Genomic DNA, 26500 nt, shown 5'->3' on the forward strand with positions numbered 1-26500 from the left:
TATTTCACGAGACGGGGCCGATATCACGAGATGGGGCGGGCGGCTGCGCGCATGCGGTCGCCGCTGACCCAGGTGGCGTGGAACCCGAGCGGGACGCGAACGGGCAGGCCGAGGCGGCAGATCGGGCCGGCGGTGAGGTCGGCGGCGTCGTAGATCCAGACCTCACCGAGGCCGGTGTGGTTGTTGTGGGCGAACATGGTGAGCCAGGCGTCGTCCTCGGCGGTGCCGCCGGGGCGGGGCACCACGGTCAGTTCGCTGCCGTAGATGCCGTCGCCGAAGGGGACGGTTTGCTTTGCGCCGGTGATGATGTCGTATTTGATGACGGCGTCGAAGATCATGGTGCGGTCGACCGACAGGCGCATCTGATACGAGTAGCGGCCGCCGTGGCCGGTGCTGCCCTGGTCGACGGCCGGGAATTCGGTGTTCACGTCGTCCATGGCCTCCTCGACGGTGATACCGGTGCGGAGGTTGAAGCGGTATTTGTGCAGTTTCGCCTCGGGGCGCAGATACGCCAGCAGCTGGGCGAGGGGGTGGGCGCGGTCGGAGACGGGGCTTGGCTCGGAGACGCGGCAGACCACCAGGACGATCTCCTCGCCCTCCTCCCACGAGTTGACCGTGTGGTAGATGTAGCCGGACTCGGCCTCGAACCATTGCGCCTGTGTCCCTTCGCCGTAACGCGGCAGCACGGCGAAGCGGCTGGGCAGGGTGCGATCGAAGAAGATCTTGAAGCGGCCGGCGGCGGCCGCGCGCGGGTCGTTGTAGAGCGGCAGATCCATGAGGATCGAGTAGTTCTCGGTAATGGCCATGTCGTGCGGCAGCCGCGGTCCGGGCAGCTCGAGCCCGGTGAAATGCCGGACCGTCCCGTCCGGATCGGCGACGCCGTAACGCAAGTACGGCGAGTGGATGCCGTAGTCGAAGAACAGCAGTTCCTCGGTGCGCTCGTCGACCTTGGCGTGCGCCGAAACCTCGCCGCGCAGTGAGCCGTTGAAAGTGTCGACCCCGCGCGTCTCGAGGCTGATCGGGTCCAGCGCGTACGGCTTGCCCGCCCGGTACCACAGGGCCAGCAGGTTGCCGTGGTGGTAGACCAGATCGGTATTGGCCGAATTGCGCTCGCGGCGGTCGCCGGGCGGATTGGCGTCCCACGGCTCGATCACCCCGCGCCACAACGCCGTTCCCGCCGCGTGCTCGGCGTCGTATTCGGCGGTGCGGATGAACCGGTTGCGATAGGTCGCCCGGCCGTCCTCGAAGTGGACCGCGTGCAGCATGCCGTCCCCGTCGAACCAGTGGTAGCGGCCGATCGGCGCGAACTGCGGATTGGGCCCGTTGCGCACGTACACCCCGTCGAGGTCGGCGGGCAATTCCCCGTGCAGCACGGTCAGATTCGTGGCGGTGGTCTCCTCGGCGCAGGGCGCGTAGGGACCTTCCAGATACGGATTGGCGAGCGCCTCGGCGGCGGGCGCGATGAGTTCTTCGTTGAGCGGCATGAGAAGCCTCCAGCGACCGGGCAGGCTCTGCCCGGCTCAGTTCACTACAGTTAATGAAGTGATACGCGTCTCAGCCGAGGCTGTCAATAGCGGGGCGAACGACCAAGGGCTCGAAGCGGACGTCGCGGCGGCCCAGCACCGCCTCGCACCCACGGCAGCGCAGCGCGGGGACCAGCACCGCACCGCATTCCTTGTGCCGGATCAGCAATCCGGGTTCCGGCGTCTCCGGATGAGCGCGATCGGCCCACGCCAGCAGAAAGGCGAAGACCCCGAACAATGCTCGCCCGCGCGGCGTCAGCCGATAGTCGCGCCCGCCCGCCGCGGGCCGGGTCAGGATCCCCGCGTCGACCAGCCTCGACAAGCGCTCGGTCAGCGTGGTCGGCGACATGTTCAGCGCCGCACGGAAATCCGAGAACCGCCGCACCCCGGCCAGCGCCAGCCCGGTGATCGAGGCGCTCCAGCGATCCCCGATGGCCTCCATGATCTCGTCGAAGCGCGCCCCGTCGCGCGCGGGTCCGGCCGCGCGAGCCGAACGCCGACGGCCGGAGGTGATGTGCCACAGCGCTTCCCGGTCCAGCTCGACCTCGGTGTCGTGGGTGGTGACATCGCGCCCGCACGCACGGCACATGACCACCGGCGGCCCGCGATGCCCGCACTCGGAATGCGTGAACTCCGGCAGCAGCGCCCACTCCGGGGTCCACTCCCGCTGCCAGGACCACACGCAGACCAGGATCTCCCAGGTCGCCAATCCCAGCTCGGTGAGCCGATATTCGTACCGGTCCACCGAACCGGGCCGCGGGACCCGCTCGAGCACCCCGGCATCGACGAGCGCCGCCAGCCGGGCGGTGAGCACGGCGGGCGGCGCGGCGGTGCGATCGGCCCACTGGGTGAACCGGCGCGCGTGGTCGACGAAGGCGTGCCGCAGGATCGTCAGCGTCAGTCGATCACCGAGCAGATCGAAGGTCGCGGCCACCGAGTTCGTCACTTCGATAACTGTACTTTATTCGGTGTGTGACAGCTGCTCCAGCTCACGCTGCACGGCGGCATCGTGCTCGGCCGCCTCCTCCGCGGCCTTCTTCGGGCTCCAGTGCCCGGACATGAGGAACACGAACGGCAGGAACACCACCTGTGCGATCAGGCAGATCCACCACCAGCGCTTCCACTGTTTCGCCGAATCCGCCTGCGCCTGCTGGACTTCCTTGCCGTGCGCGGACAGATACGCCAGATCGTCGGCCGGGATCGCGCTCACGGCCTTGAGCTGCGCGCTGGCGGTCGCGAGTTGCGGGCCGACCTGGGAGACCACGGCCAGCTGGTCGACGGGCACCTTCTCCGCGGCGGTGATCCGGGCGACGGCCTGGTCCGGCGGGATATTGAACTTCTTCGCGACCTGACCGACCGCCACCGCGGCGCTCTGCTGATCGTTCGGGTTCGTCAGCAGTTTGACCAGCACCTGCGCGTCGATCGCCTGCAGGGTGGCCAGTTCGTCGGGATACTTCGCGTTCACCGACAGCACGGTCTGCACATCCGAGGCCGAATCGCCGGTCAACTTGACCAGCGCGTTCACCTGCGCCGCTTGATCGTTCGGATTCTTGCCCAGCGCGGTCAGCGTGTCCTCGCCGACCTTCTGGATGGTCGCGATCTCATCGCGGTACTTGGTCGAAATCGTCTGCAGCCGTGGACCGTAGTTCACCAGCGTGCCCGCCGCGGTCACCACCACCAGCAGGCCGAACAGGACCAGGGTGACGATCGTGCGCAGCAGGCCGCCCCACACCGCCAGCCCGACGGCCGTGGCCGCGGGATTGCGCTTCTCCACCGTCTCGGTGAAACCCGCCATCCAGGTGGAGTAGACGATGCCGCTGCCCAGGGCGATCAGGCTCAGCACCGCCGCGAACGTGTAGTAGTCGGTGCCGGGCTTGTCGGTGTAACCGAGGAAGGTGTAGACGCCCACGATGCTGACCACCGCGCCGAAGATCATGAACGGCTTGCGGACCTTCAACCGGTCCGAGACGAACCCGGTGGCCACCAGGGCGATGGCGCTCGCCAGCCAGTACCAGTTGCCGAGCCCGTTGGCCTGCGCCGAGCTGAAGCCGAAATTGGTCGCCATGTAGACCGCGAGGAACGAGATGACGGTATAGAAGAACATCAGGAACACCGAGATCGCGAAGGCCGATCCGACGACCTCGAAGTGCATCATCTGCCGCCACTGATTGCGTTCCAGCTGGTTCACGTCCAGTCCGCGGGCCCGTGCCTCGATGAGCGCGCGGTCCCGCAGCGACACCATGATCTGGTCGCGCAGTGCGGGACTCAGCTCGCGCAGCGCCACCATGGCCAGCACCGCGATCACGACACTGATGACGCCGCAGAACCGGTAGGCGTACTGCCAATCGGGGTGGGCGTCGAGGGTGTGGTTGGCCACCTCGGTGGTGACGAGCGCGCCCAGCACCGGGCCGAGGGTCCAGAATCCCATCGCCGAGGCGCGGTCGAGCTGCGGCGAGAAGTCGCGCACGAGTGCCGGGGTCGCCACCAGCACCGCGCCCTCCACGATGCTCACCAGGCTGTAGGTGACCAGGTACGCCTCCTTCGTGGTGCAGGCGGGCACCGCGAAAAGGGTGAGCAGCGAACAGATCGCCATACCGTAGGCGACGATATTGGCCCGCCCCCACCGGTCCAGCAGGCCGGTCACCACCGAGGCCACCGCACCGAAGGCCGCGCCCACGATGAAGATGCCGATGAAGTATCGGAAGGTCAGGTGGAAGTAGGCGATGAGCTGATTGCCCACCGCGCCCGCCACGATCTGCTGGTAGTACAGCGAGATCGAGGTGATCACCACGACGAACAGGTACCAGGCCCGCCTCGGCGTATCCGGATAGTGCGGCAATTTCCGCTGCCACAGACCGGTGACCATGGTGGGCGGGGGAATTTCCGCGGCCGGGCGAGCCGCGGTAGGAGTGCTACTCATGTTCGAGACGCCTTTCTCTCCACGGCGTTTCGTGCGCCTCGATACCCGTCGCGACGCAGCACGAACAACCGGGTGATCACAGGGTAGCGGTGTCCAGTGACTTGAATCACTGTTACCGAAATCAGAATCGGCCGGACGCGCGTCGAGTTTTGACTACTACACTGAGTCGTAGTATCGAGAAGTTCTGGGGGCAACTCATGATCGACTCACTCACGCGGCAGGATCCGCATCCCGTTTCCATCACTCCCGCCCTCCGCTGGACCACCGTCGTGTTCGTCATCGCCCTGGTCGTTCACGGTGCGGACCACCTCAGGCGGGGCATGGGCACGCTCGGCGCGGGCGTCATGGCGCTGGGCACGACGCAGCAGCTCCTGGCGATCGCGACCATCGTGCTGGTGTTCACCCACCATCGCTGGGCGACCCGGGCCGCCGTCTTCGTCGGCTTCGGCAGCGCGGTCGGCTTCACCCTGGTGCACCTGATGCCGAAATGGTTCGGCACGTTCAGCGACAGCTTCATCAACGCGCCCGCCTCGGCGCGGGTCACCGGGTTCTCGTGGTTCGCGGCGATTTTCGAAATATCGTCCGCGCTCGCGATCGCCATCGCGGGCCTGTTGGCCCGCGGGCGACAAGCACTGTAATTATGTTGTCCGACAACTGAGTTGCTGGTGATCGGACATTGATGAGTGATCAGGACTGGTACAGATTCGCGTCGGGGCTGGCGGCACTGCTGATCTACAGCCCCGACGAGACCGTCGTGATCCTGGATATCGACGGCGACAAGAACTTCATGCAGTTCTTCAAGCACGCGGACGGCGTTCACGCCGAAGTGTCCGACGACCTCGGCGAGGGGCAGCGGCGGCGACTGTCCGACAACGGTTGGAGCGCACCGGATTCGGAGCATCCGCTCTGGTACTACGGAATCGGAGGCCACGGGGCCGCCGCACCGAATGCCGACGATTGCCGCGAGATCACCCTCGCGGCAATCGAAGTGCTCCGTGAGGTGCTGGCGGTGCCCTCCCCCGGCGATCTGTACCCCAGCGGCTGGGTCGACGGTCCGGGCGAGGTGTTCCTCGACGAGCTGCGCCCGCAGCTCTCCGAGCCCGCCGCCGGTGAGCTGCGGGCGCTGCTGTCCATCGCGAATCTGCTCGTACCCCATCACCCTTGGCCCGTCGCGACCGTCCGCGCCAGTCTGGAGGGTCCGGTGCACGCGCACCGCACCGAATCCTGGCGCGGGCTGCTCGCCGCGCTGGGCGAATCCTTCTTCGGCGGGCTCGGGGTGATCAGCCAGTTCGATCGTGGGCAGCCGGTCGACGAGATGCGGGATGGATTACGGCACTTACCCTCGCATCCCGCGGACATGTCCTGGGATTGGTACCCGAACTTCGCCGCCGACACCGCGGACTGGCCTGCCGACGACCGGAGCGCATCCTTCCTGCGCGAGGCCGCCGCCCACGCCGATCCCACCGGCTCGGTCCTGGTCTCCCTCCAGACCGACGGCGACGACTACGCCCTGACCTTCCTCCCCACCGACCACCTGCCCCGGCTCCGCGCCTTCACCGCCGAGATCGGCAAGCGAGTCGAAACCCTCCCCTACGCCGAGCAGCCCTCCTCGTAGGAATGGGCCTCAGCGTGCAGTCTCGGTCGCCCGGGGGCGGTTTTCGGGCCATTTCGCCCTTCCAGTGCACGACCAGGCCCATTCAGGACCTGTAGGCCCTCGGCGGGGAGGCACCTCTGCCCCGCCTTCCGCCCGACGGAATCTATTCGCCCGCACGGAAATACAGGATGTTGGCGCCGTGGGAGGCGAGCGGACCCGCCTCGGCGGCCTGGCGGATGCCGCTGCCGGGCAGACAGGTGAGTTTGGTGAACATGGTGGTGTTGCCGAAGGCCGAGCGGACCTGGGTTTCGGAGGCGTAGTCTGCGCCGTAGTCGGACAGGGCCTTGAAATCCAGTGGGGCCAGCGGCTTCTCGAGCGGGGTCTGGGCAGCGGGCAGGCCGAGGGCGGCGTACTGGGTGGCGACGCCGGACTCGTACCAGCACAGCTCGTAGGACATGTTCTCGGTGGTGGTGACGCTGACCACCGGCCACTCCTGCGACAGCCGCAGCGCGAGCGGGTGGCGGCCGACGGGGGCCACCTCCCAGTTCAGGCTCTTCACCGACACCCAGTGCTCGGAGACCTTCTCGATCAGCACCACGTCCTCGCCCAGTCGCTCGGCGCGATTGGCCTCGGGTTCGGGTGTGCTCCAATGCTTTTCATCGACGCCGAGATAGGCGGAGCTGGGCACCGGCTGCGCGCCGTCGGCGGTGTAGGCGGCCAGGATGGCGGCGCGGATCAGCGTCACCGCATTGCGTGAGGAGCAGCGGACCGCCAGCGCGCCGAAGGAGGTGTTGATCTCCACCGGCTTGGAGGGCTGGTCCGGCAGCGCGCCCGCGGCGATCGGCTTGAGCCCGACCAGCGCCAGCTGCCAGTTGATCTCCTCGATGGTGGCCAGGTCACCGGCCGTCTGGTAGAGGATCTGCTGCTGGGTCAGGTAGCCCGCGCGCTCGAGGGTCGCGCATTCCAGCTTGCGCAGGGCGGTGACGGTCTTACTGGTGAATCCGATGTCCTCGACCCGGATTTCCCGCAGCCGCTGCGTCATGGCCGGGGAGGTGACGCCCGCATAGCATTCGCGGTACATGGCCAGCGCCTGTTTGCGCTGGCGGCCCACCATGAGCGTGCGCAACAGCGTGTTCAGCGAGGCCAGGTAGCGGTTGGCCTGGTCGGGGTCGGCGGCGAAGAGCCCGGCGCGAATGCGCACCGCGTCCTCACCCGCGGACACCGCCGACTTAGGGTCCAGCCGGCACAGCCACACGCTGCACTTGGACAGCGCGTCGGCCGACGCGCCGGCGGCCAGCGGATAGTTCTGCGCCACATGCCGATACGCCTGGCAGGCGTTGCGAATGGTGGAGGTGGCCAGCTCGCGGTGCCCGATCAGGCGGGCGGCCTGCTCGAACAGCCGCAGCGCCTCGGTCACCTCGGCGGCGAACGGCGCGGTGACATGCCCGGCGGTGAGCCAGCGCAGCCGGATGAGCACCGCCTCCTGCGCGGGCTCCAGCGCCGAGGGCGAGCGATCCCGCTGGGCCGGGTCGGTTTTGGTGGCCATGAGGGCGCGGGCCAGCTCGCACAGCGAGGTCGCCAGGGCCAGCTCGGTTTCGGGCGTCCGGTCCCGCGCGGACCCGCGATCCGCTGCCACCTGACGCTCGATGGCGCTGAGATCCATTGCGACCTTCAAACTCCCGTAGCTGTGTCTCCGAAGCAAAACACAGCTGATCACGAAGGCCATGCTGTGTTTGCGCCGAGTCTGCCACACTTCGGGTGCGCGGGTCACCCAAGTGGCGGTTTGCCCGGATCGACGATCGTCCGCGCAACCAAGGAGCGATCAGCTTCGGTGGGTGTAGCGCACCTGGCCCGGTTTGCTCCGGTCGTATTCGGCCCGTCCCGAGAGATATTGCGGCACACCCACTTCCCACCAGGCTCCGGCCTCGGTCCAGGCCGACGGGCGGGTGCGGACCACCACGACCGCGGGCCGATGTTCCACGGTGGCGGCGGTACGCGCCCGGGCGTAGGCGTCGCCGAACTCGCCGAGTTCGCTCGCGGTGAACACCGAGCAGCCCAGTGCGCGCGCGTGGGCGGCGAAGTCGACCCGGGGCGGTTCGGCGTGGTTGGTGCGGCAGTCGGCGTAGAAGTTGTTGAACGGCTGTGCGCCCTGCCCCTCCTGGAGACGGGCGATGACGGCGTAGCCATCGTTGTCGCAGACGACCGCCACCAGCGGATGGCCCGCGAAGGCGGCGGAGAACAGCTCGGAGTTCAACATCAGGTAGGAGCCGTCCCCGAGCAGGGTGGTGACCAGGCCCTCCGGGTGCGCCATGGCCGCGCCCCACGCGCCCGCGAGTTCGTATCCCATGCAGGAGAACCCGTATTCGACGTCCATGGTGGGCTGGCCGCCCGCGGCACGCCAGCCGCCCACGAGCTCGCCGGGCAGGCCGCCGGAGGCGGTCATGACATAGTCCGAGGAGCCGCTGAGCTCATTGACGACGCCGACGATCTGGGCGTAGCTGGGCAGACCGGGGGCGGGGGCACGGAGTTTGTCGATGTGGGCGTCCCACTCGGCGCGCACCTGAGCCGCGCGTGCCGTCCAGTCCGAATCGACGCGCCAGTCCCGCAATTCGGGTCCCAGATCGTGCAGGGTCGCGTCGGCGTCGCCCACCAGCGCGAGCGCGCCGTGCTTGACCGCGTCGAAGCGGGCGGTATTGATATGGACCATACGGACTTCCGGGGCGAAGACCGTCCAGGACGCGGTGGTGAAATCCTGCAGGCGGGTGCCGACGGCCAGCACCACATCGGCCGCGGCGGCCAGCGTGTTCGCCGACGCCGCGCCGGTGACACCGAGCGGGCCGGCGTAGAGCGTGTGGTCGTGCGGGACCAGGGTGCGCCCGGCGGTCGTCTCGGTGACGGGGATGCCGTGCCGCAGCGCGAATTCCAGCGCCCGCTCGCCCGCCCCGGAATACCGGACTCCCCCGCCCAGGACCAGCAACGGCCGCCGCGCCTCGCGCAATACCTCGGCGGCCGCGGCGAGCGAGCGCCGATCGGGCCGCGGGCGCGGAACATGGTGCACCACCGGCTCGAACAGGGCGTCGGGGAAGTCATAGGTCTCGGCCTGCACGTCCTGCGGCAGCGCCAGCACCACCGGACCGGCCTCGGCCGGATCGGTCAGCACCCGCGCCACCTGCGGCAGGGTCGCGATCAGCTGCTCGGGCCGGGTGATGCGGTCGAAATACCGGCTCACCGCCCGGAACGCGTCGTTCACGGTGACCGTCGGATCCCCGAAGTGCTCGACCTGCTGCAGCACCGGATCGGGCGCGCGGCTGACGAAGGTGTCCCCGGGCAGCAACAGCAACGGCAGCCGATTCGCGTGCGCCACACCGGCGGCCGTCACCATGTTCAACGCGCCCGGCCCGATCGACGAGGTGGCGATGCCGACCTGCCGCCGCTGGGTGGCCTTGGCCAATCCGACCGCGGCCAGCGCCATGCCCTCCTCGGTGTGCCCGCGCCATACCGGCAGCTCGTCGCGCCGCTCGGCCAGTGCGGTGCCCAGCCCGAGCACATTGCCGTGCCCGAAGATCCCGAAAACCGCGGGGAACAAGGGCACTTCATCACCGTCGAGGGTGGCCGACCGCTGGGCCGTCAACCAGGCCACCAGCGCCTGCGCCGTCGTGAGCTTCATCCGAGCCGTCCTTCATGGGAGGTGACCGGGCACCGCGGATCCGACGCCTCCCGCGCCCACGCGTCCCGCACCCAGGCGTGCGCGGGGTCGTCGCAGAAGGCCATGGACCGCTCCGGCGCGGGACCGGCCAAAACGTTCAGGTAGTACATGGGGTAGCCGGGCGCGGCGATGCACGGACCGTGGTAGCCGTGCGGCACGAGGAACACGTCCCCGTCGCGAACCGCGACATTCTCCTCGAGTGACCCGTCCGCGGTGTAGGTCCGATGCATGCCGAACCCCTCACGACCCGGCGTGATCCCGTCCCGTCCCGCGATGCGGAAGTAGTAGATCTCCTCGTTGACCACCTCGCACTCCGACGCCTCGTCATGCTTGTGCGGCGGATACGACGACCAATTCCCGTCCGGCGTAATGAGTTCGCACGCGTTGAGCTTGTCCGCGTGCTCCCACACTCCCGGCGTCCCGAAGTTCGTCACCTGCCGCGTCGCCCGCCCCGCGCCCCGCACCTCGACCGGAACCTGTTCGGCCGGACCGTATTTCGGTGTCAGGCGATTCACGCACCGCGCCATCGGCAAGGCGACCTCGATCCCGTCCACCGTGGACAGCTCGACCTCCGCGTCCCTAGGCACATACGCGAAGTCCGTGACCCGCGTGAAAACCGAGTCCCTGCCCGCGAGTTCGAATACCAGCCCGTCCACCCGCACCGTGCACGCCCCGGCCAGCGGCAGTACGAACGCCTCGAACTCCCCCGTGCTCACCACCCGCCGCTCCCCCGCCGCCAGCCGCAGCACCCGCAATCCGGTGTACGACCACCCTGCGTCCTCCGGCGTCAACAACACGGGATCGCCTGCGTCGGCGAGTGTTCCGTAGGGCCGATGCAAATCCTTCATCTCGCCGCCTCCAGGACTTGGGCCGCCGCCTGGACCGCGCCCGCGACGTCGCCGTCGGGCGGGTAGAGCAGGCTGCGGCCGACGACCAGGCCGCGGGCGACGTCGTGACGCAAGGCCGCACCCCAGGACTTCAGGTCGGATTCCGGATCGCCCGAGGGCGCGCCGCCGAGGACGACGACGGGCAGGGTGGTGGCGTCGAGAACCGAGACATCGTCGGGCGCGGGGATTTTCAGCCAGGTATAGGCCGAGGTGACGCCCAGGCCGGAGGCCACGGTGATGGCGCGCTGCAGGGAGGCGGGGTCCTTGTGCATGGCCAGGGCGCCCGAGGCGTCGCGGGCGTACGGGAGGGGTTCGACCATGGCCATCAGGCCGTGTTCGGCCAGTTCGGAGACCGCGCGGGCGCAGGCTTCCAGGGTGGGGATGGTGCCGGGGTCCGAATCCACCAGGCGCAGCAGCATTTTGCCGCCGTCGAGGCGATATTTGAGCAGGGATTCGGCGTCGTAGCCGGTGAAGCGGTCGTCGATCTCCCAATCGGCCCCGGCCAATCCGCCGCGGTTCATGGAACCGATGACGATCTTCTCGTGGACCGCGTCGAGCAGCAGCAGTTCCTCGACGATGTCGGGTGAGCCGAGCACGCCGTCGACGGCGGGGTTGGCCAGCGCGATGAGCAGGCGTTCCAGCAGGGTGCGGCGGTCGGCCATGGCGGTGCGGTCCGCGCCGACGCCCAGCGCCCCGCGCGCCGGGTGGTCGGCGGCGACCAGGAACAGGGTTCCCTTGTCCGACAGTAGATTCGGCCGTCGGCGGCGGTCGGCGTAGGCCCGCCGGACCGCCTCGGGGTCGGTGGCGCGGGTGTGTAGCAGGTCGTACCAGCGCGCGTCGGTCAACTGCACAGCATCTCCTCGATCTCGGCATCGGTCGGCATGGCGTCGGCGCAGGCCAGGCGGGAGGCCACCAGCGCACCGGCGGCATTGGCGTAGCTGGCCAGACGGTGCGGATCCCAGCCGGACAGCAGCCCGTGCGCGAGCGCGCCGCCGAAGCCGTCACCCGCGCCAAGTCCGCACACCACCTCGACCGGGCAGGGCGGCACGGTCCAGCGTTCGGCCTCGGTGGCGATGAGCACGCCCTCGGCCCCGCGTTTGACCACGGCCAGCCGGACCCCGCGGGCCAGCAGGCGGTCGGCGGCCTCGTCAGGATCGGCCGTGCCGACGGCCACCTGCACCTCGGTCCTGTTGCCCACCACCACATTCACGTGATCGACCATCCAGCCGATCTCGGCGCGCGCGGTCTCCACATCGGGCCAGAACATGGGCCGGTAGTCCAGATCCAGCACGGTGTGGCCGCGCCGCGCACGGCGTTCCAGGATCGCCCGCTGGGTGCTGCGGCCGGGCTCAGCACTCACCCCGGTGCCGGTCACCCACAGCAGCGGCACGGAATCCACGACATCCCAGGGGATCTCGTTCTCGGTCAGCGTGAGGTCCGGCGCGATCGGCAGCCGGTAGAACAGCAGCGGCGGATCCGCGGGCGGATTGAGCTCGCAGAACACCACGGGCGTCTGCAGATTCGCCGCCGTGCCCACATACCGTGCCGAAACACCGAACCCCTCCAGCGCGTCCCGTACGAAATCGCCGAACCCGTCCGGCCCCACCTTGGTGAGCACCGCGGCGCGGCGACCCAGCCGCGCCGCCGCCACCGCCACATTGGTGGCCGTCCCGCCAAGGGATTTCGCGAAGGTCCGCACCTCGGCGAGCGGTACGCCACTCTGTTCGGGATACAGGTCGACGCCGACCCGTCCGACCGTCAGTACTTCCAACTCGGTCACCACACCAACTTCCTCACGACACCACTCGCTCCAATTCGTGTTGCAGCGCTTCGAGTTCCGCGCCGCCGGACATCTGCCGGGTCAGCTCGGTGAGATCGATCTGCGACTTCTCGTAGCTGCCGAGCTGGGCGCCCCGTTTCAGCAACAGGAAACGGTCGCCGACCGGGTAGGCGTGATGCGGGTTGTGTGTGATGAGCACGACGCCCAGCCCGCGATCGCGGGCCTGGACGACATAGCGCAACACCACACCGGCCTGCTTCACGCCCAGCGCCGCGGTCGGCTCGTCGAGAATGAGCACCTTCGCCCCGTAGTGCACAGCCCGCGCGATGGCCACGCATTGCCGTTGACCGCCGGACAGCGTCCCGACCGGCTGCTCCAGATCGGGGATGTCGATCCCCATGTCGGCCAGTCCCTTTCGGGCGATGTCCTGGGCCTGCTTGCGATCGAGCATCTCGATCGGCCCGTACCGCTTCACCGGCTCGGAGCCGAGCACGAAATTGCGCCACACGCTCATCAGCGGCACCACGGCCAGATCCTGGTAGACCGTGGCGATGCCCAGGTCCAGAGCCGCACGCGGCGAGGACAATCGCATGGACTCGCCCTCGATGATCAGTTCCCCGCTGTCGTGCTGGTGCACGCCCGCCAGGATCTTGATCAGCGTCGACTTGCCCGCGCCGTTGTCGCCCAGCACGCAGGTGACCTCACCGGCCTTCACCACCGTCGACACATCGCGCAGCGCCACCACGCCGCCGTAACTCTTTCCGATGCCGATCGTTTCGATCAACGGCACCCCGGTCGCCTCCGGCGTCCCCGTCTGCTCGGTCATCGGCGTACCCTTTCCGCCCGCTTCTTGAATGCGTTGTTGACCAGTACGGCCGAGAACAGCAGCACGCCGAGGAACAGCATGAACCAGTCACTGTTCCAGCCCGCCAGCACGATTCCCTGCCGCGCCATGCCGAAGATGAGCGCCCCGATGGCCGCACCCACCACCGAACCGAAACCGCCGGTGAGCAGGCAGCCGCCGATCACCGCGGCGATGATGTACTGGAACTCCAGTCCCACACCCTGATTGGCCTGCACGCTGGCGAAGCGCATGAGATTGCACGCGCCCACGATCCAGCCCGCGAAGGCGGTGGTCATGAACAGCAGGATCTTGGTGCGGGTCGCGGGCACGCCCACCGCCCGCGCCGTCGGCAGCGAACCGCCGACCGCGAAGATCCAGTTGCCGAACCGGGTGCGCACCAGCACGATCGCCGCGATGGCGGTGACCACGATCCACCACACCACCGAAGCCTGGATGCTGGCGCTGCCGATCTTCGTCGTGGAGGCGAAAACCCAACCGGCGGACTGATATCCGCCCGCACTGCGCACACCCGAGACCTGCACGGTGCCGGTGGCCCAGCGCGTCACACCGAGATTCAGGCCCTGCAGCGCCAGGAACGTGCCCAGGGTGACGATGAAGCTGGGCAGTCCCGTGCGCATCACCACCCAGCCGTTGAGCGCGCCGACGGTGAGCGCGAAGACCAGCGAAACCGCCAGGCCCAGCCACACATTCCAGCCCGCGTGCACCGCGAGCAGGCCGGTGATCAGCGCGGTGGAGGCGGTCATCACGCCGGTGGACAGGTCGAATTCGCCGCCGATCATGAGCAGGGCCACCGCCACCGCCATGATGCCCAGCGTCGAGGCATCGTCCAGCCAGGTCGAAATGCCCAGCGGCTTCACGAATTTCGTGGTGATGACGGTGAAGAAGAGGAACACCACCACCGCGCCCAGCAGCGCGCCCACCTCGGGGCGGGCCACCAGCCGGTTGAGAATGGCCAGCCGGTCCGGTGGCGGGGTCGCCGGCGCGGTCTCGGATGTCGTTGTCGTAGCAGTCATGTCATTCACTCCCGGCCCGCTCACCGTGTGCCCTGGCCGACGAGCGCGGCAATGGCTTCGACATTGGATTTGTCCACGAACGCCGGACCGGTCTGCACCGGATGGCCGCCGCCGACGGTGTTCAGGTTCGACTTGTAGAGCTTCAACATGACCACGGGCAGATAGCCCTGCTCGTACTGCTGCTGATCCACCGCGAACAGCAGGCTCCCGGCCCGGATGGCGTTCACCACATCGGAATTCAGGTCGAAGGTCGCGACGGTGGCCTTGGAGGTGGACTCCTTCACCGCGTCCACCGCGCGGGCCGCGATCTGCGAGTTCAAGGTCAGCACCGCGTCGATCGAGCGATCGGCCTCGAGCGCGCCCTTGATCCGGGACTGCACATCGGTCGGGTTGTTGATGTCGACCTGCAACGTGGTCGCGGTGCCGAAGCCCGTCGTCGCGCCGGCGCAGCGTTCGTTCGCGCCGACGTTCCCGGCCTCGTGGATCACGCACAGCATCTTGTGCTTTCCGGCGTCGGCCAAGCGCTTACCGGCGGATTCACCGGCCATGCGCTCACTCTGGCCGACATGGCCGATGGCGCCGAACTGGACGCTCTCGGCCTCACCGGAGTTGATGGTCACCACCGGAATGCCCGCGGCGACCGCCTTCTCCACCGACGGCTTCAGCGCGTCCGGATTGGCCATCGACACCACCAGCCCGTCCACACCCTGGGCCACCGCATTGTCGATCAGCTTGGCCTGCTGGGTCGGATCGCCCGAGGAGTTGTACTCGACCCGGACACCCAGATCCTTCCCGGCGGCCTCCGCGCCGTTCTTGACCACATTCCAGAAGGCGTCACCCGGGGAGCCGTGGGTCACCACGGCCACCGACTTCAAGGTGCCCACCGCGGCCGGAGCCTGCGTGGGTCCGGTGACATCGGCGCCCGGGCCGCTACAGGCGGCGAGCACGGCCGCCGCGGCCAGCCAGGGCGACAAGCGCAGCCACCGCGGGCGGCGCGAGCGAGGATTCGCGGACATCGTCGTCTTCACCTCCCCACTAAATCCGAGCCGAGGCGAGACCCGAGCCGATCTCGGCCAGGTGTCGCAGACTTTCTCGGGCATCGGCGGTCGGCGCGGCCGCGGAATCGCCGGGACGCAGCGCGGTGTCCTGCTCGATCACGTACCAGCCGCGGTAGCCGGCGGCGTGCGCCTCGCGGACCAGGGCGGCGATATCGACGTCGCCCGCGCCCAGCGGGACATAGAGCCCGCGGCGGACGGCCTCGCTGTATTCGACGCCGCCGGAGCGCACTTCGGCGGCCAGGGCGGCGCGCACGTCCTTGAGATGGATATGACCGATGCGGTCGCCGTGGCGGCGGGCCAGCTCGACCGGGTCGGTGCCGCCGATCAGCAGGTGCCCGGTGTCCAGGCACAGATCCAGATCGGAGTCGGCCAGGAAGCGATCCACCTCGGCGGTCGTCTCGACATGCGTGCCGACGTGCGGGTGCACGGCGACCCGCAGGCCGTGCTCGGCCGCGATATCCGCTATCGACGCGGCGGTGTCCACCAGGGTTCGCCATTCGTGATCGCTGAGCGGCGCGCGAGTGTCGTAGCCGTCCTCACCGGTCGCGGCGGCCAGCACCATGATCTCGGCTCCGGCGGCGGCGAACATCGCGGCGGCGGTACGGGCCGCGGCCAGCGCGCGGCTCGGTTCCCGGTGCAGCGCCAGGGCGAGGAATCCGCCCACGGGCGCAATCCCGTAGTCGTTCAGGCATTTCCGTAGCTCGGCCGGGTCGTCGGGTAGATACCCGGGCGGCCCGAACTCGGTGGCTGCCAAGCCCAGTCCCGCCATCTCCGTCAGGACCGTTCCGGGGTCGAGGACATGGCCCCAGCCCGGAACTTCGCAGACTCCCCAGGAGATCGGCGCGGCAGCGATACGCAGTGGATGGATCGATTCGGTCATCGGCACTTCCCAGACCCGTCGTATGTACTCCCTCATTGGAGCGCTCCAACAATGTAACCTGGCTCACTCCCGTGTCAAGAGTGCGACCTGCCGCGAAAACCCGTGTGCGACCACGAAAAATGATGCCTTCCAGGCCAAATGAAGACCGGAACTCATGCCCTGAATATCCGATTAGAGCGCTCTATTGCTTCGCTCGGTGGCAACGCTGTAGCGTGCGACACACACCGACCGAACCACCGAATCCCATCGCGACTGCCCCGGAGGCGACCATGACCCGACCGACCATGGAAGACGTCGCCACTCGGGCGGGCGTCTCCCGGGCCCTGGTCTCGCTGGTCATGCGCAATTCTCCCAAGGTGAGCGAACACCGGCGGCGCGCGGTGCTGGCCGCGGCCGCCGAACTCGGCTACCAGCCGCACGCCATGGCCCGGTCCCTGGCCAGCCGCACCTCGAACATCGTCGGCGTCATGGTGTCCGACCTGCGCAACCCCTTCTTCGCCGATGTCATCGAAGGCATGGACGAGGCGGCGCAGGAGGCCGGGCTCGAGCTCATCCTGAACACCGGACGCCGCAGCGCGACCCGCGAGCGCACCGCACTGGAGAGCCTGCTGGCCTTCCGCCCCGGCGGCGTCATCCTGCTGTCACCGGTGCTGCCCGCCTCCGCGATCCGCGATGCGGCGGCGCGCTGCCCGATCGTCCTGGTGTCGCGCACCTCGACCAGTTCCGCCGTCGACACCGTCAATGACGACGGCGAACTCGGCGCGGCCCTGGCCGTGGATCACCTTGTCTCCCTGGGACATCGACGCATCGTCCATCTCGACGGCGGCGCGGCCTTCGCGGCCCCACCGCGGCGCAAAGGCTATACCGCCGCCATGACCCGATACGGCCTCGAGCCCATGGTGATCCCCAGTGAGCACACCGACGAGGCGGGCGCGGCGGCGGTCCGCAAGCTCCTGAACATCTTCTCCCCCAGCAACTTTCCCACCGCACTGGTGTGCGGCAACGATTTCAACGCCGTGGGCGCGATGGCCGCGCTCGAAGAGGCGGGTCTGCGTGTGCCCGAGGACGTTTCGGTCGTCGGATACGACAACACCTCGCTGGCGGCGCTGCGGCACGTCGCCCTCACCACCATCGATCAACCGCGTAAACGCATCGGCCAGTTGGCCGTCACCGCGCTCACCGAACGACTGCGCGAGGACCGGTCCGACCCGGTGCGCAAACGCCTGGAGCCTTCCCTGGTCGTCCGCTCGACCACCGCCCCGCCCCGCGACTGACAAGGAGCCACCATGCCCTCGAATCTGGCCGCCCCGCTCACGGTGGGCCTCGCCGGCACCGGCCGCATCGGCACCTCCCACGCCGAAACCCTGAAATCCCTGCCCGGCGTGGGCACGATCATCGTCACCGACGCCGACACCGAACGCGCCCGTGCCACCGCCGACAAACTGGAGGTGGAGTTCGCACCCGACATCGAGGCGGTGTTCGCCGCCGGCATCGACGGGCTGGTGATCACCACCGCCACCGACTCACATCCGGCGCTCATCACCGCGGCGGTGGATCGCGGGATTCCGGTGTTCTGCGAAAAGCCCATCGCGGCAGACATCACCGGGACGCTGCGGGTGGTCGAGCACGTCGAGCGGTCGAACGTCCCGGTCCAGATCGGCTTCCAGCGCCGCTTCGACGCCGGATACCGGGCCGCCCGGGCCGCCATCGCCGCCGGGGACCTGGGGTGGATCCACACGCTGCGCGCCACCACCCTCGATCCCGCGCCGCCGCCGGCCGAGTACATTCCGCGCTCGGGCGGGCTGTTCCGCGATTGTGGGGTCCACGATTTCGACATCATCCGCTGGGTCAGCGGTCGCGAAGTGGTCGAGGTGTACGCCACCGGGGCCAATCGGGGTGAACAGTTCTTCGCCGACTCCGGCGATGTCGACACCGCCGCGGTCGTTCTGCGCATGGACGACGGATGCCTGGCCACGGTTTCGTTGAGCCGATACAACGGCGCGGGCTACGACGTGCGGCTGGAAGTGCTGGGCTCCAACGGCAATGCCATCGTCGGCCTGGACGAGCGTGCGCCGCTGCACTCGGTGGAGCCCGGCTATCCGCCGTCGGCACTGCCCGCCTACCCCGGGTTCATGGACCGGTTCCACGGCGCTTACGTCGAAGAACTGGCCACCTTCCTGCAGGTGGTGACCGGCGCGACGACCAACCCCTGCCCGCCCGCCGACGCCCTCGAGGCGTTCTACATCGCCGAAGCCTGCGAACTCTCCCGGCATCAGGGCAAGCCCGTCCGGCTGGCCGACATCCGCCGCTGAAAGTTCGGCTACCGCGCGGTCGAATCCCCGATTATTCTCCGATAGCCCGGTGATCCTCGCGGGCACCGAACGAGAGCTATTGGGATGAACGGGAATTCGATACCGCCGGGCTATCATCCGAACGATGAGCTGTGGACGCAGAACACCGAGGTGTTCGAGGCGATCCAGGACGACTTTCAGGCGGAATCGGACCCACACGGGCCGAACAGGCGAAAAGGCTCACAGGCCAGCCGATACGCCATCATCGGTCTCAGCGCCACCATCGTCGTCTCGCTGATCGCCATCGGCGGCCTGCTCCTGGCCGGTCACGGCTCCTGGAACGCCGCCCCGAACGCCGTGACCGTCGGCCCGTCGGGCCCCCACGTCGTACTCACCCCGCCGAGCCCGACTCAGTCCGGAGTCACCACCACATCCCGAGCGGCCGACTCCGGCTACACCTACGACACGACGACCTCCAGCCCGTCGACCACCGCCACCCCGACCACGACAACCGCTACCGCCGTAGCGCAGGCGGCCTGCGACCAGCTCGGCCAGACCTCCACCGCGTCCGACGGCACCATCCTCACCTGCGCCGTCGCCGGAAACACCGGCAACCGCTGGCTGCCGAACACCACGCCCGCCGTCGGATCCCCGTGCAATACCACCGAAGCCGGAACCTTTGGGTATGCCAGCAACGGAACCCAACTCGTGTGTATGCGCCGGGCGGGGAGCACCACCGCCACTTACGTATGGGACAACCCCGGTCCGGTGACGAGCGGGAAACATGAGCCGGGGCAGATCTGCAACCTCAAGAAAGATGTCGTCGCCCAGTCCTCCAGCGGCCGCGCGGTTTACTGCATGCCGAGCACCGGCGCGAACAGCAACCCGTACACCGGCGCATGGAAGTACCAGTCCTGATATCGAAAGATCAAGAGACAAAAGACAAAAGACGCCTGGATCAGGGAGAGGGGCTGGCTGGGTTGGGAGCCCCGAGCTCGGTCCCAGCCCCCTCGAGGCTCGAACCGCGTTGACCTCCCGGGGCGGATGCCCCGGGTTGTCGGGTTCCAGCCCCACCCTTGCGTCGAGTGGCACATTTTTCCGGACGAACCAGACATAACCCCTCGATAATGTGCCACTCGATGCCCGGGAGGGGGTTTTGCGTGTTTTGTTTTTGGGTTTTGTCTCGAGAAGGTGATGCGTGCAGTCCGTGGGCTGGGAGGTGAGGTGACGGCTCCCAACCCGGCGTCAGCCCAAGTCCGCCATGGCTGGCGACGCAACCACACTTTCGGTGCATCCGATCGAGGCGCAATCCGGTTGCCCGGTCATGCACCCTGGGAGTCTTTCCTCGAATTACCTGGCCTCATGCCGATGAATCACATCTGGACGCGCGGCAGCACAGCCGCCGTGCGGGATTCACGCGGCTCGGGATCGAGGGCGGCGGCGTTCGCGGATCTTGGCCAGCGAGGCGGCGACCAACTCCCCGGCATGATGGCGGTCGTTGACATGCGGGGTTCGGGTCGGGTCGATATGGGCCGGTGCTATCCAACCTATCCGCCCGGCATGTTCCGAATCCTCGGGCATAACGACCGTTTTCCACTTTTTGGGGCCGTCGCCGATGAGGGAGTGGCAGGCATCGCATGCGAGGGTGAGGTTTTCGATGTCGGTCAACCCGCCCTTGGACCATTCGGTGACGTGGTGCACCTGGCACAGGGTGGCCGGAGTGCTGCAGCCGGGGCGAGTGCAACCGCGTTCGGCGGCGATCAATGCCAGGCGTTGCGCCGAGTTGCCCAGGCGCTTGGTCTCTCCCAGGTGCAGCGGGCGGCCGTTGTGGTCGAAGATCGCGAGGAAGGGCTTGGACTTTTCCGCCAGCACCAGCGCCTCTTCCATCGGGACCGTGCCGCCCGAAGCGGTGGTGGCCACACCGGCGGCAGCCTCGACCTCCGCCAGGCTCATGGTGATGATCGTCGAGACGGGCAGGCCGCGGTGGCTGCCGAGGTTGGCGGGGCCCATTTCCGGGCGCAGCAAGGCCACCAGGGCGTCGTGCTGGCGTTGGGCGCAGCTGCGGTTGTCGCGGCGGGCCGCGGCCTCGAGGACGTCGGCTTCGACTCCCTCCGCACGCCAGGGGCTTTCGGGGTCCTCGGGGTTGCACATGCCCGGGCGGGCCAGTTCGGCAAAGACGCCGTCGAGCAGGGCGCGGGCGATCGGGGTCAATGACAAGGTCCCGGCGGACATGCCGTCGAGTTCCTGCTTGCCCAGGGTGATACCGCGGCGGCGTTGACGGTCGGCCTCTTTGGTGAGAGTGCCGTCGGGGTCGAGGTGTCCAAGGATGCGGTCGCCGACCTTGGGCAGGTCGTCCGGGGTGGATTGAGTGGCGAAGTAGGCGAGTTGGATTTCGGCCTTGTCGCGCTGGACGGGGTCGATGTCCGCGGGGATGCGGTCCATGATCTTGGCGATGCGCCGGGCCGAATCGGCCGAGACCAAACCCATTTCCTGCACGGCCGCTGTCCAGGCGAGCGTCGGTTCCACCAACTGCCCGCCCTCCTGACGGACACCCAGCAGCTCCGCCGCGTTGACGCGGGCTCGTGCCTCGGCATGCCCCAGGCGCAGGGTCTGCTCCAGGAACTTGGTGACATCGTCCTTCAGCCCGGCCTTCTCGGGCAGACCGCGGTTCTTCGCCTGCTGAATCATCTTGTGCTCGAACGCGGCCTGACGACGCTTGGTGGTCTCCCACTCCCGCATCATCTCGGCCAGGCCGTCATCCGACACCGAATCCAGCGAGTCGTCGATCAGGAGATCGGTTACACGCGACATCAATTCGATCGCGTCAGCGATCGTGATGCCATCGGAAACCCCGCCCTGATTCATACCTCCATTTTACCGCCACCTACACCGCAATTCGACCGAATTACCATGTGATACAAAACTTTTCAGAACCACCGAAAAGAATTGCAATTCAATTAACGAGCAAACCGACCGCCAAGCCCGTCATCACAAGTGCGATAACGGAATCCAGCACCTTCCAAGCCTTCGGCTTGGCGAATACCGGCGCGAGCAGGCGAGCACCGAATCCCAGCGAGATGAACCAGATCAAGCTTCCCGCAATGGCTCCGGCGGTCAGGAACCACCGATCCGGCGTCGCATAGGTACTGGCGAACGAGCCGAGCAGAACGACGGTGTCGAGGTAGGCGTGCGGGTTGAGCCAGGTAACCGCGAGGCAGGTGGCTATCGCCGCCCCCAGGGCGATCGGCGCACCGCCTCCCGCTGACAACCCCGAGGCGGAGAACGCGCGCTTGGCGGCCAGGAACGCGTAACCCAGCAGGAAGGCCGCACCGGCGTACTTGGCGATCGTCATGATCATCGGGGCCGAGTTCATGATCGTGCCGAAGCCCGCGACGCCCAGGGTCATGAGGATCACGTCGGAGGTGATGCAGACCGCTACCACCGGCAGGACGTGTTCGCGTCGGATGCCCTGACGCAGGACGAAGGCGTTCTGGGCGCCGATCGCCACGATGAGGGAGAGTCCGAAACCGAGTCCTGAGATGGCCGCCAGGGCCGCCGATGATGCGTTCACCCGTCCGAAGTTAGGACAACCGTCCAGGACCAGGCCAGCTAAAGATTCTGAGGCACCATTACGATCTCTTAATATGGATCTGCAGCTCGACCAACTGCGCGCCCTGGACGCGGTCATCAGCGAGGGCACTTTCGACGCCGCCGCCCGCAAACTCACCGTGACCCCCTCGGCAATCAGCCAGCGCATCAAGGCGCTGGAGGATTCGGCGGGGCGCATTCTGGTTCAGCGCACCAAACCCGTGCAACCCACCGAATCGGGCCTCTCGGTGCTCCGCCTGGCCCGCCAGATCCAATTGCTCACCAGTGACACCGCCCGCGAACTCGGCGACGCGCATCAGCCCACCGATCGCCCGGTCGTGATTCCGATTGCCGTCAATGCCGATTCACTGCAGACCTGGGTCATCGACGCGCTCGGCCGCGCCGCGAACGGTGTGTGCTTCGAGGTCCACCGCGAGGACGAGGAGCACACCACCCGCCTGCTGCGCGACGGCACCGTCATGGCGGCCATCACCTCCACCGCCGCCCCGGTCCAGGGCTGCAGCGTCCGCCGTCTGGGCGCCATGCGCTATCGCCCCATGGCCGCACCGGAATTCGCGCGCACCTGGTTCCCCGACGGCCCGACCCCGAAATCCTTCGCGCACGCGCCGGTCGTGCTCTTCGACCGCAAGGACGATCTGCAGTTCCGCCTCATGCGGCATTACACCCGCAAGCCCGTGGATCCGCCCCGTCATTACATCCCCTCCTCGGCCGGATTCAATGACGCCGTGCGGGTCGGCATGGGCTGGGGAATGATCCCCGACCTCATGATTCGCCCGGAGGACAATCTGGTCCCGTTGGATGAGACTGTATTCGTGGACGTCCCGCTCTACTGGCAGCAGTGGAAGCTGGATTCCCCGGCGTTGAGCCTGGTCGCGGCGACCATTGCGGAGGGCGCCGCGCATGTCCTCTTGTGATAGCCCACAAGGGGATTCAGTCTCTGTATCCACGGGTAATAGATGACGTGGGCGAGGTCGGGTGCCATAGTCGTTGGCATTGTGGTTGGTCAGGAAGGAATTTCGTTGTCCCAAATCGTGCGCGGCGTCATCGCACGCTCCAAGAACGCTCCCGTGGAAGTCACCGACATCGTCATCCCGGACCCCGGTCCGGGTGAAGCCGTGGTGAAAGTGCAGGCCTGCGGGGTCTGCCATACCGATCTGCACTACCGCGAGGGCGGCATCAACGACGAATTCCCCTTCCTACTCGGGCACGAGGCCGCCGGCATCGTGGAATCGGTGGGCGAAGGCGTCACCGATGTGGAGCCCGGGGATTTCGTCATCCTCAACTGGCGGGCAGTGTGCGGCTCCTGTCGCGCCTGCCGCAAGGGCAAGCCCTGGTACTGCTTCTCCACTTTCAATGCGGCACAGCCCATGACGCTCACCGACGGCACCCCGCTCACCCCGGCCCTGGGTATCGGCGCGTTCGCCGAGAAGACCCTCGTGCACGCCGGGCAGTGCACCAAGGTCGATCCGAGCGCCTCCCCCGCCGCCGCGGGCCTGCTGGGCTGCGGCGTGATGGCGGGCCTGGGCGCGGCCATCAACACCGGCGGCGTGAGCCGCGGTGACTCGGTCGCGGTCATCGGCTGCGGCGGGGTCGGCAACGCGGCCATCGCGGGCGCGAAGCTGGCGGGCGCGACCACCATCATCGCCGTCGACATCGACGAGCGGAAGCTGGAGTGGGCCACCGGCTTCGGGGCCACCCACACCGTCAACGCCGCGAAAGAGGATGCGGTGGAACGGGTTCAGGAACTCACCGACAGCTTCGGCGCGGATGTGGTGATCGACGCCGTGGGCCGCCCGGAAACCTGGAAGCAGGCCTTCTACGCCCGCGATCTGGCGGGCACCGTGGTGCTGGTCGGCGTTCCGACGCCGGACATGAAGCTCGATATGCCGCTCATCGACTTCTTCTCGCGCGGCGGCTCTCTGAAGTCCTCGTGGTACGGCGACTGCCTGCCCTCGCGCGACTTCCCCTACCTGATCGAGCTCTACAAGCAGGGCCGGCTGGATCTGGACGGCTTCGTCTCCGAGACCATCGCGCTCGGCGACGTCGAGTCCGCTTTCACCAAGATGCATCACGGTGATGTCCTGCGTTCGGTGGTGGTGTTCTGATGGCGCACATCGATCACACCGTCACCGTCGGCACCTTCAGCCTCGACAACGAGACCTTCGACGTCGACAACAACGTCTGGGTGGTGGGCGACGATCTGGAATGCGTGGTCATCGACGCCCCGCACAATGTCGAGGCCATCCTGGACGTCATCGGCACCCGCAAGGTGCAGGCCATCCTGGTCACCCACGCGCACGACGACCACATCCGGGTCGCGCCCGAATTGTCCGAGGCCACGGGCGCTCCGGTGCTCATGCACCCGGACGACATGGTGCTGTGGCAGCAGACGCACCCCGGGCTCAGTCCGGACGGCGAGCTCTCGGACAAACAGGTGATCGAGGTCGGCGGGACCGAGCTGCACGTGCTGCACACACCCGGCCACGCGCCGGGCTCGGTCTGCTTCTACTCCCCCGACCTGGGCGCGGTCTTCACCGGCGACACGCTCTTCCACGGCGGTCCCGGAGCGACCGGTCGGTCCTACTCGGATTACGGCACCATCGTCGACTCGATCGCCGACCGCCTGCTCACCCTGCCGCCGGAGACCCTGGTGCACACCGGCCACGGCGAATCCACCACCATCGGCTCGGAATCCCCGCAGCTCGAGGAGTGGCGCAAGCAGGCACGATGACGCCTCGACAGTGGTCCGGCCCGGGGGCCAACCCCGAACCGGACCACTGTCAAAAACCCTAATCAGCCCCCATATTCGGCGTGCCCATGACCGACACGCCGGGTTCGCCGGTTTTGCCCTCTCATTCCCAAGAATTTCCCAGCGAACCCGCGCCTAAAGTTGTTCATGAAAAAGCTGACAGCCGCGCTGGCTTTGACGTTCGTGCCGTTTATCGCTGTGGGTTGCTCCTCGTCCAGTTCCGGATCGGTGACCAAGAGCGATGTGCAGACCAAGGTCGGCAGCTTCTACAAGGACAAGTCACACGAGGACGCGAAAACGGTGTCCTGCGACGGGGATCTGCCCGCCAAGGTGGATGCCACCCAGAACTGTTCGGTCACCTCCGCGGACGGGCAGAGCTGGGCGATCACCACGAAGGTCACCAAGGTCGACGGCAAGGACGTCTACTACGACCTGAACTTCACCGACCCGTACGTCTCCCCCGAGGACGTCGCCTCCAGCGTCTCGAACTTCTATGTGCAGCAGGTGGGCACCGCCCCGCAGTCCACCACCTGCAACGGCCTGCTGCGCGGGGCCACCGGCTCCTCCATCCGCTGCGTGGTCACCGAATCCGACGGCACCCGTTGGGGCGTCACCGCCAAGACCACCAATGTCGAGGGCACCAAGGTCAACTACGACATGATCCGGGACGACCAGCCGCTACCGTAATCCCACATGCTGGACGGGCGCCCAGGCTGGAATCTGCGATTGTCACCACGATGTGTTTCAATACGGCGGTTTCCAGCTCCACCCCAGGGGGATCCTCAGCTTGTCCACGCCCCAATTTCCGTTCGGCGCAACCCAATCCGCTCCGAGCCAGCCCCAGTTCGCCCATGCCAACGGCGTCTACTGCCGGTTCTGCGGCGCCACGCCCGCGGTCGATCTCGACTTCCGCGCGCACCGCGGCATGATCTTCCTGATGCAGTTCCGGAAGATGCCGGGGCCGTTCTGCCGCAACTGCGGCCTGGCGACGTTCCGGAAGATGACCGGCGACAGCCTGATCCAGGGCTGGTGGGGCATGCTCTCGTTCTGGCTCGCGAACCCGATCACGATCCTGATCAACCTGGTGAACCGGGTGCGCGTGGGCCAGCTTCCGCCCCCGATTCCGGGCGCGCCCTCGCCGTCCATGGACCCGGGCAAACCGCTGTGGCAGCGTCCGTCGATCATCGGCGCGCTGGTGCCGCTCGGCCTGGTCGTGGCCATTATCGCCGCGGCCGCGGCGGGTTCCTCATCGAGCTCGCGATCGAGCAGCCACCCGTACTACTACAACCCGCCGACCACCTTCTCGATGCCGGCGATCCCGTCGATCACGGTGCCGACCACCACCGCCGCCGCGCACGACGCCAAGTCGGCCCAGGTCGGCGACTGCGTGCGGGACAAGAACGGCGACATCGCCAAGGACGACCATCCGAAGGTCGAGGTCGTGCCGTGCACCGACCCGGCCGCCCAGGCGACGGTGCTGGCCAAGCCCATGGGTCCGCTGGGTGACACCCAGTGCGACAACGACTACCCGGCCACCGACGTGATCATCACCCACAAGACCAGCATCGGCAGCGGCCCGGAGATCGAGGACTTCGCACTCTGCCTGCAGCTCAGGTAGTTTCGGG

24 protein-coding genes are annotated in these 26500 nt (G+C 67.7%); 10 read left to right on the forward strand and 14 right to left on the reverse strand.

Going from position 1 to position 26500, the window contains the following annotated elements:
* Window positions 1-23: 23 nt before the first annotated feature.
* From GPX89_RS27275 to GPX89_RS27285, 3 genes are all read right to left on the reverse strand, one after another.
* Window positions 24-1484, reverse strand: coding sequence for a carotenoid oxygenase family protein (locus GPX89_RS27275; RefSeq protein WP_157390477.1), 1461 nt, complete (start codon window positions 1482-1484; stop codon window positions 24-26).
* A gap of 70 nt (window positions 1485-1554) precedes the next feature.
* Window positions 1555-2469 carry a winged helix-turn-helix transcriptional regulator gene (locus GPX89_RS27280; RefSeq protein ID WP_328602358.1) on the reverse strand — a complete coding sequence of 305 codons (915 nt, stop codon included), beginning with the start codon at window positions 2467-2469 and terminating at the stop codon, window positions 1555-1557.
* Between the two features lie 15 nt (window positions 2470-2484).
* Entirely contained in the window at window positions 2485-4443 is a 1959-nt protein-coding gene (locus GPX89_RS27285; protein ID WP_157390478.1) for an MFS transporter, read from the reverse strand.
* Window positions 4444-4640: 197 nt separating this feature from the next.
* Here GPX89_RS27285 and GPX89_RS27290 point away from each other — a divergent pair, with 197 nt between their 5' ends.
* Both GPX89_RS27290 and GPX89_RS27295 read left to right on the forward strand, forming a co-directional pair.
* On the forward strand, window positions 4641-5081 hold the full coding sequence (locus tag GPX89_RS27290) for a hypothetical protein (protein WP_235948058.1): 441 nt from the start codon (window positions 4641-4643) through the stop codon (window positions 5079-5081).
* 41 nt (window positions 5082-5122) lie between these two features.
* The gene (locus GPX89_RS27295; RefSeq protein WP_157390479.1) at window positions 5123-6058 is read left to right on the forward strand and encodes a DUF6630 family protein; all 936 of its coding nucleotides are present in this window, start codon (window positions 5123-5125) and stop codon (window positions 6056-6058) included.
* Window positions 6059-6200: 142 nt separating this feature from the next.
* On the opposite strand, the gene GPX89_RS27300 is transcribed toward GPX89_RS27295, so the two are convergent.
* The 9 genes from GPX89_RS27300 to GPX89_RS27340 all read right to left on the reverse strand — a co-directional run bounded on the left by GPX89_RS27300 (window position 6201) and on the right by GPX89_RS27340 (window position 16226).
* Window positions 6201-7700 carry a hypothetical protein gene (locus GPX89_RS27300; protein ID WP_157390480.1) on the reverse strand — a complete coding sequence of 500 codons (1500 nt, stop codon included), beginning with the start codon at window positions 7698-7700 and terminating at the stop codon, window positions 6201-6203.
* A 159-nt stretch (window positions 7701-7859) separates the two neighbouring features.
* Window positions 7860-9704 (reverse strand): 3D-(3,5/4)-trihydroxycyclohexane-1,2-dione acylhydrolase (decyclizing), encoded by a 1845-nt coding sequence (gene iolD, locus GPX89_RS27305; protein WP_157390481.1) that lies wholly within the window; start codon window positions 9702-9704, stop codon window positions 7860-7862.
* A complete protein-coding gene (gene iolB, locus GPX89_RS27310) occupies window positions 9701-10591 on the reverse strand; it encodes a 5-deoxy-glucuronate isomerase (RefSeq protein ID WP_157390482.1) in 891 nt (296 codons plus the stop codon). The genes iolD and iolB overlap by 4 nt, the downstream gene beginning before the upstream one ends.
* Window positions 10588-11481, reverse strand: coding sequence for a Cgl0159 family (beta/alpha)8-fold protein (locus GPX89_RS27315; RefSeq protein WP_328602359.1), 894 nt, complete (start codon window positions 11479-11481; stop codon window positions 10588-10590). The genes iolB and GPX89_RS27315 overlap by 4 nt, the downstream gene beginning before the upstream one ends.
* Complete coding sequence (gene iolC, locus GPX89_RS27320; protein ID WP_328602360.1) at window positions 11472-12410, reverse strand: 5-dehydro-2-deoxygluconokinase; 939 nt, start codon at window positions 12408-12410, stop codon at window positions 11472-11474. The genes GPX89_RS27315 and iolC overlap by 10 nt, the downstream gene beginning before the upstream one ends.
* Window positions 12411-12423: 13 nt before the next feature.
* Window positions 12424-13236, reverse strand: a complete 813-nt coding sequence (locus tag GPX89_RS27325) for an ATP-binding cassette domain-containing protein (protein ID WP_157390483.1) — start codon at window positions 13234-13236, stop codon at window positions 12424-12426.
* Complete coding sequence (locus GPX89_RS27330) at window positions 13233-14288, reverse strand: ABC transporter permease (protein ID WP_157390484.1); 1056 nt, start codon at window positions 14286-14288, stop codon at window positions 13233-13235. Before GPX89_RS27330 ends, GPX89_RS27325 begins: the two co-directional genes overlap by 4 nt.
* A 20-nt stretch (window positions 14289-14308) precedes the next feature.
* Window positions 14309-15304 carry a sugar ABC transporter substrate-binding protein gene (locus tag GPX89_RS27335; protein WP_157390485.1) on the reverse strand — a complete coding sequence of 332 codons (996 nt, stop codon included), beginning with the start codon at window positions 15302-15304 and terminating at the stop codon, window positions 14309-14311.
* Between the two features lie 19 nt (window positions 15305-15323).
* Window positions 15324-16226, reverse strand: a complete 903-nt coding sequence (locus tag GPX89_RS27340; protein WP_157390486.1) for a TIM barrel protein — start codon at window positions 16224-16226, stop codon at window positions 15324-15326.
* A gap of 269 nt (window positions 16227-16495) precedes the next feature.
* Here GPX89_RS27340 and GPX89_RS27345 point away from each other — a divergent pair, with 269 nt between their 5' ends.
* The 3 genes from GPX89_RS27345 (at window position 16496) to GPX89_RS27355 (ending at window position 19435) form a co-directional block, all read left to right on the forward strand.
* Window positions 16496-17500 (forward strand): LacI family DNA-binding transcriptional regulator, encoded by a 1005-nt coding sequence (locus GPX89_RS27345; protein ID WP_157390487.1) that lies wholly within the window; start codon window positions 16496-16498, stop codon window positions 17498-17500.
* Between the two features lie 12 nt (window positions 17501-17512).
* Window positions 17513-18538, forward strand: coding sequence for a Gfo/Idh/MocA family protein (locus tag GPX89_RS27350; protein ID WP_157390488.1), 1026 nt, complete (start codon window positions 17513-17515; stop codon window positions 18536-18538).
* A gap of 84 nt (window positions 18539-18622) precedes the next feature.
* Window positions 18623-19435: a hypothetical protein gene (locus GPX89_RS27355; protein ID WP_157390489.1), complete on the forward strand. Its 813-nt coding sequence runs from the start codon at window positions 18623-18625 to the stop codon at window positions 19433-19435.
* Window positions 19436-19930: 495 nt separating this feature from the next.
* Here GPX89_RS27355 and GPX89_RS27360 read toward each other — a convergent pair whose 3' ends face one another.
* A complete protein-coding gene (locus tag GPX89_RS27360) occupies window positions 19931-21328 on the reverse strand; it encodes an HNH endonuclease signature motif containing protein (protein WP_198347612.1) in 1398 nt (465 codons plus the stop codon).
* 142 nt (window positions 21329-21470) lie between these two features.
* A complete protein-coding gene (locus GPX89_RS27365; protein WP_328602361.1) occupies window positions 21471-22088 on the reverse strand; it encodes a LysE/ArgO family amino acid transporter in 618 nt (205 codons plus the stop codon).
* A gap of 73 nt (window positions 22089-22161) precedes the next feature.
* On the opposite strand from GPX89_RS27365, the gene GPX89_RS27370 reads away from it, so the two are divergent.
* From GPX89_RS27370 to GPX89_RS27390, 5 genes are all read left to right on the forward strand, one after another.
* Window positions 22162-23040, forward strand: coding sequence for a LysR family transcriptional regulator ArgP (locus GPX89_RS27370; protein WP_157390492.1), 879 nt, complete (start codon window positions 22162-22164; stop codon window positions 23038-23040).
* A gap of 105 nt (window positions 23041-23145) precedes the next feature.
* Window positions 23146-24231 carry an S-(hydroxymethyl)mycothiol dehydrogenase gene (locus tag GPX89_RS27375; protein WP_157390493.1) on the forward strand — a complete coding sequence of 362 codons (1086 nt, stop codon included), beginning with the start codon at window positions 23146-23148 and terminating at the stop codon, window positions 24229-24231.
* A complete protein-coding gene (locus tag GPX89_RS27380) occupies window positions 24228-24857 on the forward strand; it encodes an MBL fold metallo-hydrolase (RefSeq protein ID WP_157390687.1) in 630 nt (209 codons plus the stop codon). Before GPX89_RS27375 ends, GPX89_RS27380 begins: the two co-directional genes overlap by 4 nt.
* Window positions 24858-25022: 165 nt before the next feature.
* Window positions 25023-25562 (forward strand): DUF4333 domain-containing protein, encoded by a 540-nt coding sequence (locus GPX89_RS27385; protein WP_157390494.1) that lies wholly within the window; start codon window positions 25023-25025, stop codon window positions 25560-25562.
* 100 nt (window positions 25563-25662) lie between these two features.
* Entirely contained in the window at window positions 25663-26493 is an 831-nt protein-coding gene (locus tag GPX89_RS27390; RefSeq protein WP_157390495.1) for an LppU/SCO3897 family protein, read from the forward strand.
* The last annotated feature ends 7 nt before the right edge of the window (window positions 26494-26500 follow it).

Source organism: Nocardia terrae (assembly GCF_009760405.1).
Taxonomy (GTDB): Bacteria; Actinomycetota; Actinomycetes; order Mycobacteriales; family Mycobacteriaceae; genus Nocardia; species Nocardia terrae.

Bases quoted from the DNA above. Each gene is read 5' to 3' on its own strand.
- GPX89_RS27300 (WP_157390480.1), bottom strand. From the start codon at position 7,700: ATGGATCTCAGCGCCATCGAGCGTCAGGTGGCAGCGGATCGCGGGTCC.
- GPX89_RS27295 (WP_157390479.1), top strand. From the start codon at position 5,123: ATGAGTGATCAGGACTGGTACAGATTCGCGTCGGGGCTGGCGGCACTG.
- GPX89_RS27285 (WP_157390478.1), bottom strand. From the start codon at position 4,443: ATGAGTAGCACTCCTACCGCGGCTCGCCCGGCCGCGGAAATTCCCCCG.
- GPX89_RS27290 (WP_235948058.1), top strand. From the start codon at position 4,641: ATGATCGACTCACTCACGCGGCAGGATCCGCATCCCGTTTCCATCACT.
- GPX89_RS27345 (WP_157390487.1), top strand. From the start codon at position 16,496: ATGACCCGACCGACCATGGAAGACGTCGCCACTCGGGCGGGCGTCTCC.
- GPX89_RS27335 (WP_157390485.1), bottom strand. From the start codon at position 15,304: ATGTCCGCGAATCCTCGCTCGCGCCGCCCGCGGTGGCTGCGCTTGTCG.
- iolD (WP_157390481.1), bottom strand. From the start codon at position 9,704: ATGAAGCTCACGACGGCGCAGGCGCTGGTGGCCTGGTTGACGGCCCAG.
- GPX89_RS27340 (WP_157390486.1), bottom strand. From the start codon at position 16,226: ATGACCGAATCGATCCATCCACTGCGTATCGCTGCCGCGCCGATCTCC.
- GPX89_RS27385 (WP_157390494.1), top strand. From the start codon at position 25,023: ATGAAAAAGCTGACAGCCGCGCTGGCTTTGACGTTCGTGCCGTTTATC.
- GPX89_RS27325 (WP_157390483.1), bottom strand. From the start codon at position 13,236: ATGACCGAGCAGACGGGGACGCCGGAGGCGACCGGGGTGCCGTTGATC.
- GPX89_RS27350 (WP_157390488.1), top strand. From the start codon at position 17,513: ATGCCCTCGAATCTGGCCGCCCCGCTCACGGTGGGCCTCGCCGGCACC.
- GPX89_RS27360 (WP_198347612.1), bottom strand. From the start codon at position 21,328: ATGTCGCGTGTAACCGATCTCCTGATCGACGACTCGCTGGATTCGGTG.
- GPX89_RS27355 (WP_157390489.1), top strand. From the start codon at position 18,623: ATGAACGGGAATTCGATACCGCCGGGCTATCATCCGAACGATGAGCTG.
- GPX89_RS27330 (WP_157390484.1), bottom strand. From the start codon at position 14,288: ATGACTGCTACGACAACGACATCCGAGACCGCGCCGGCGACCCCGCCA.
- GPX89_RS27275 (WP_157390477.1), bottom strand. From the start codon at position 1,484: ATGCCGCTCAACGAAGAACTCATCGCGCCCGCCGCCGAGGCGCTCGCC.
- GPX89_RS27370 (WP_157390492.1), top strand. From the start codon at position 22,162: ATGGATCTGCAGCTCGACCAACTGCGCGCCCTGGACGCGGTCATCAGC.
- iolB (WP_157390482.1), bottom strand. From the start codon at position 10,591: ATGAAGGATTTGCATCGGCCCTACGGAACACTCGCCGACGCAGGCGAT.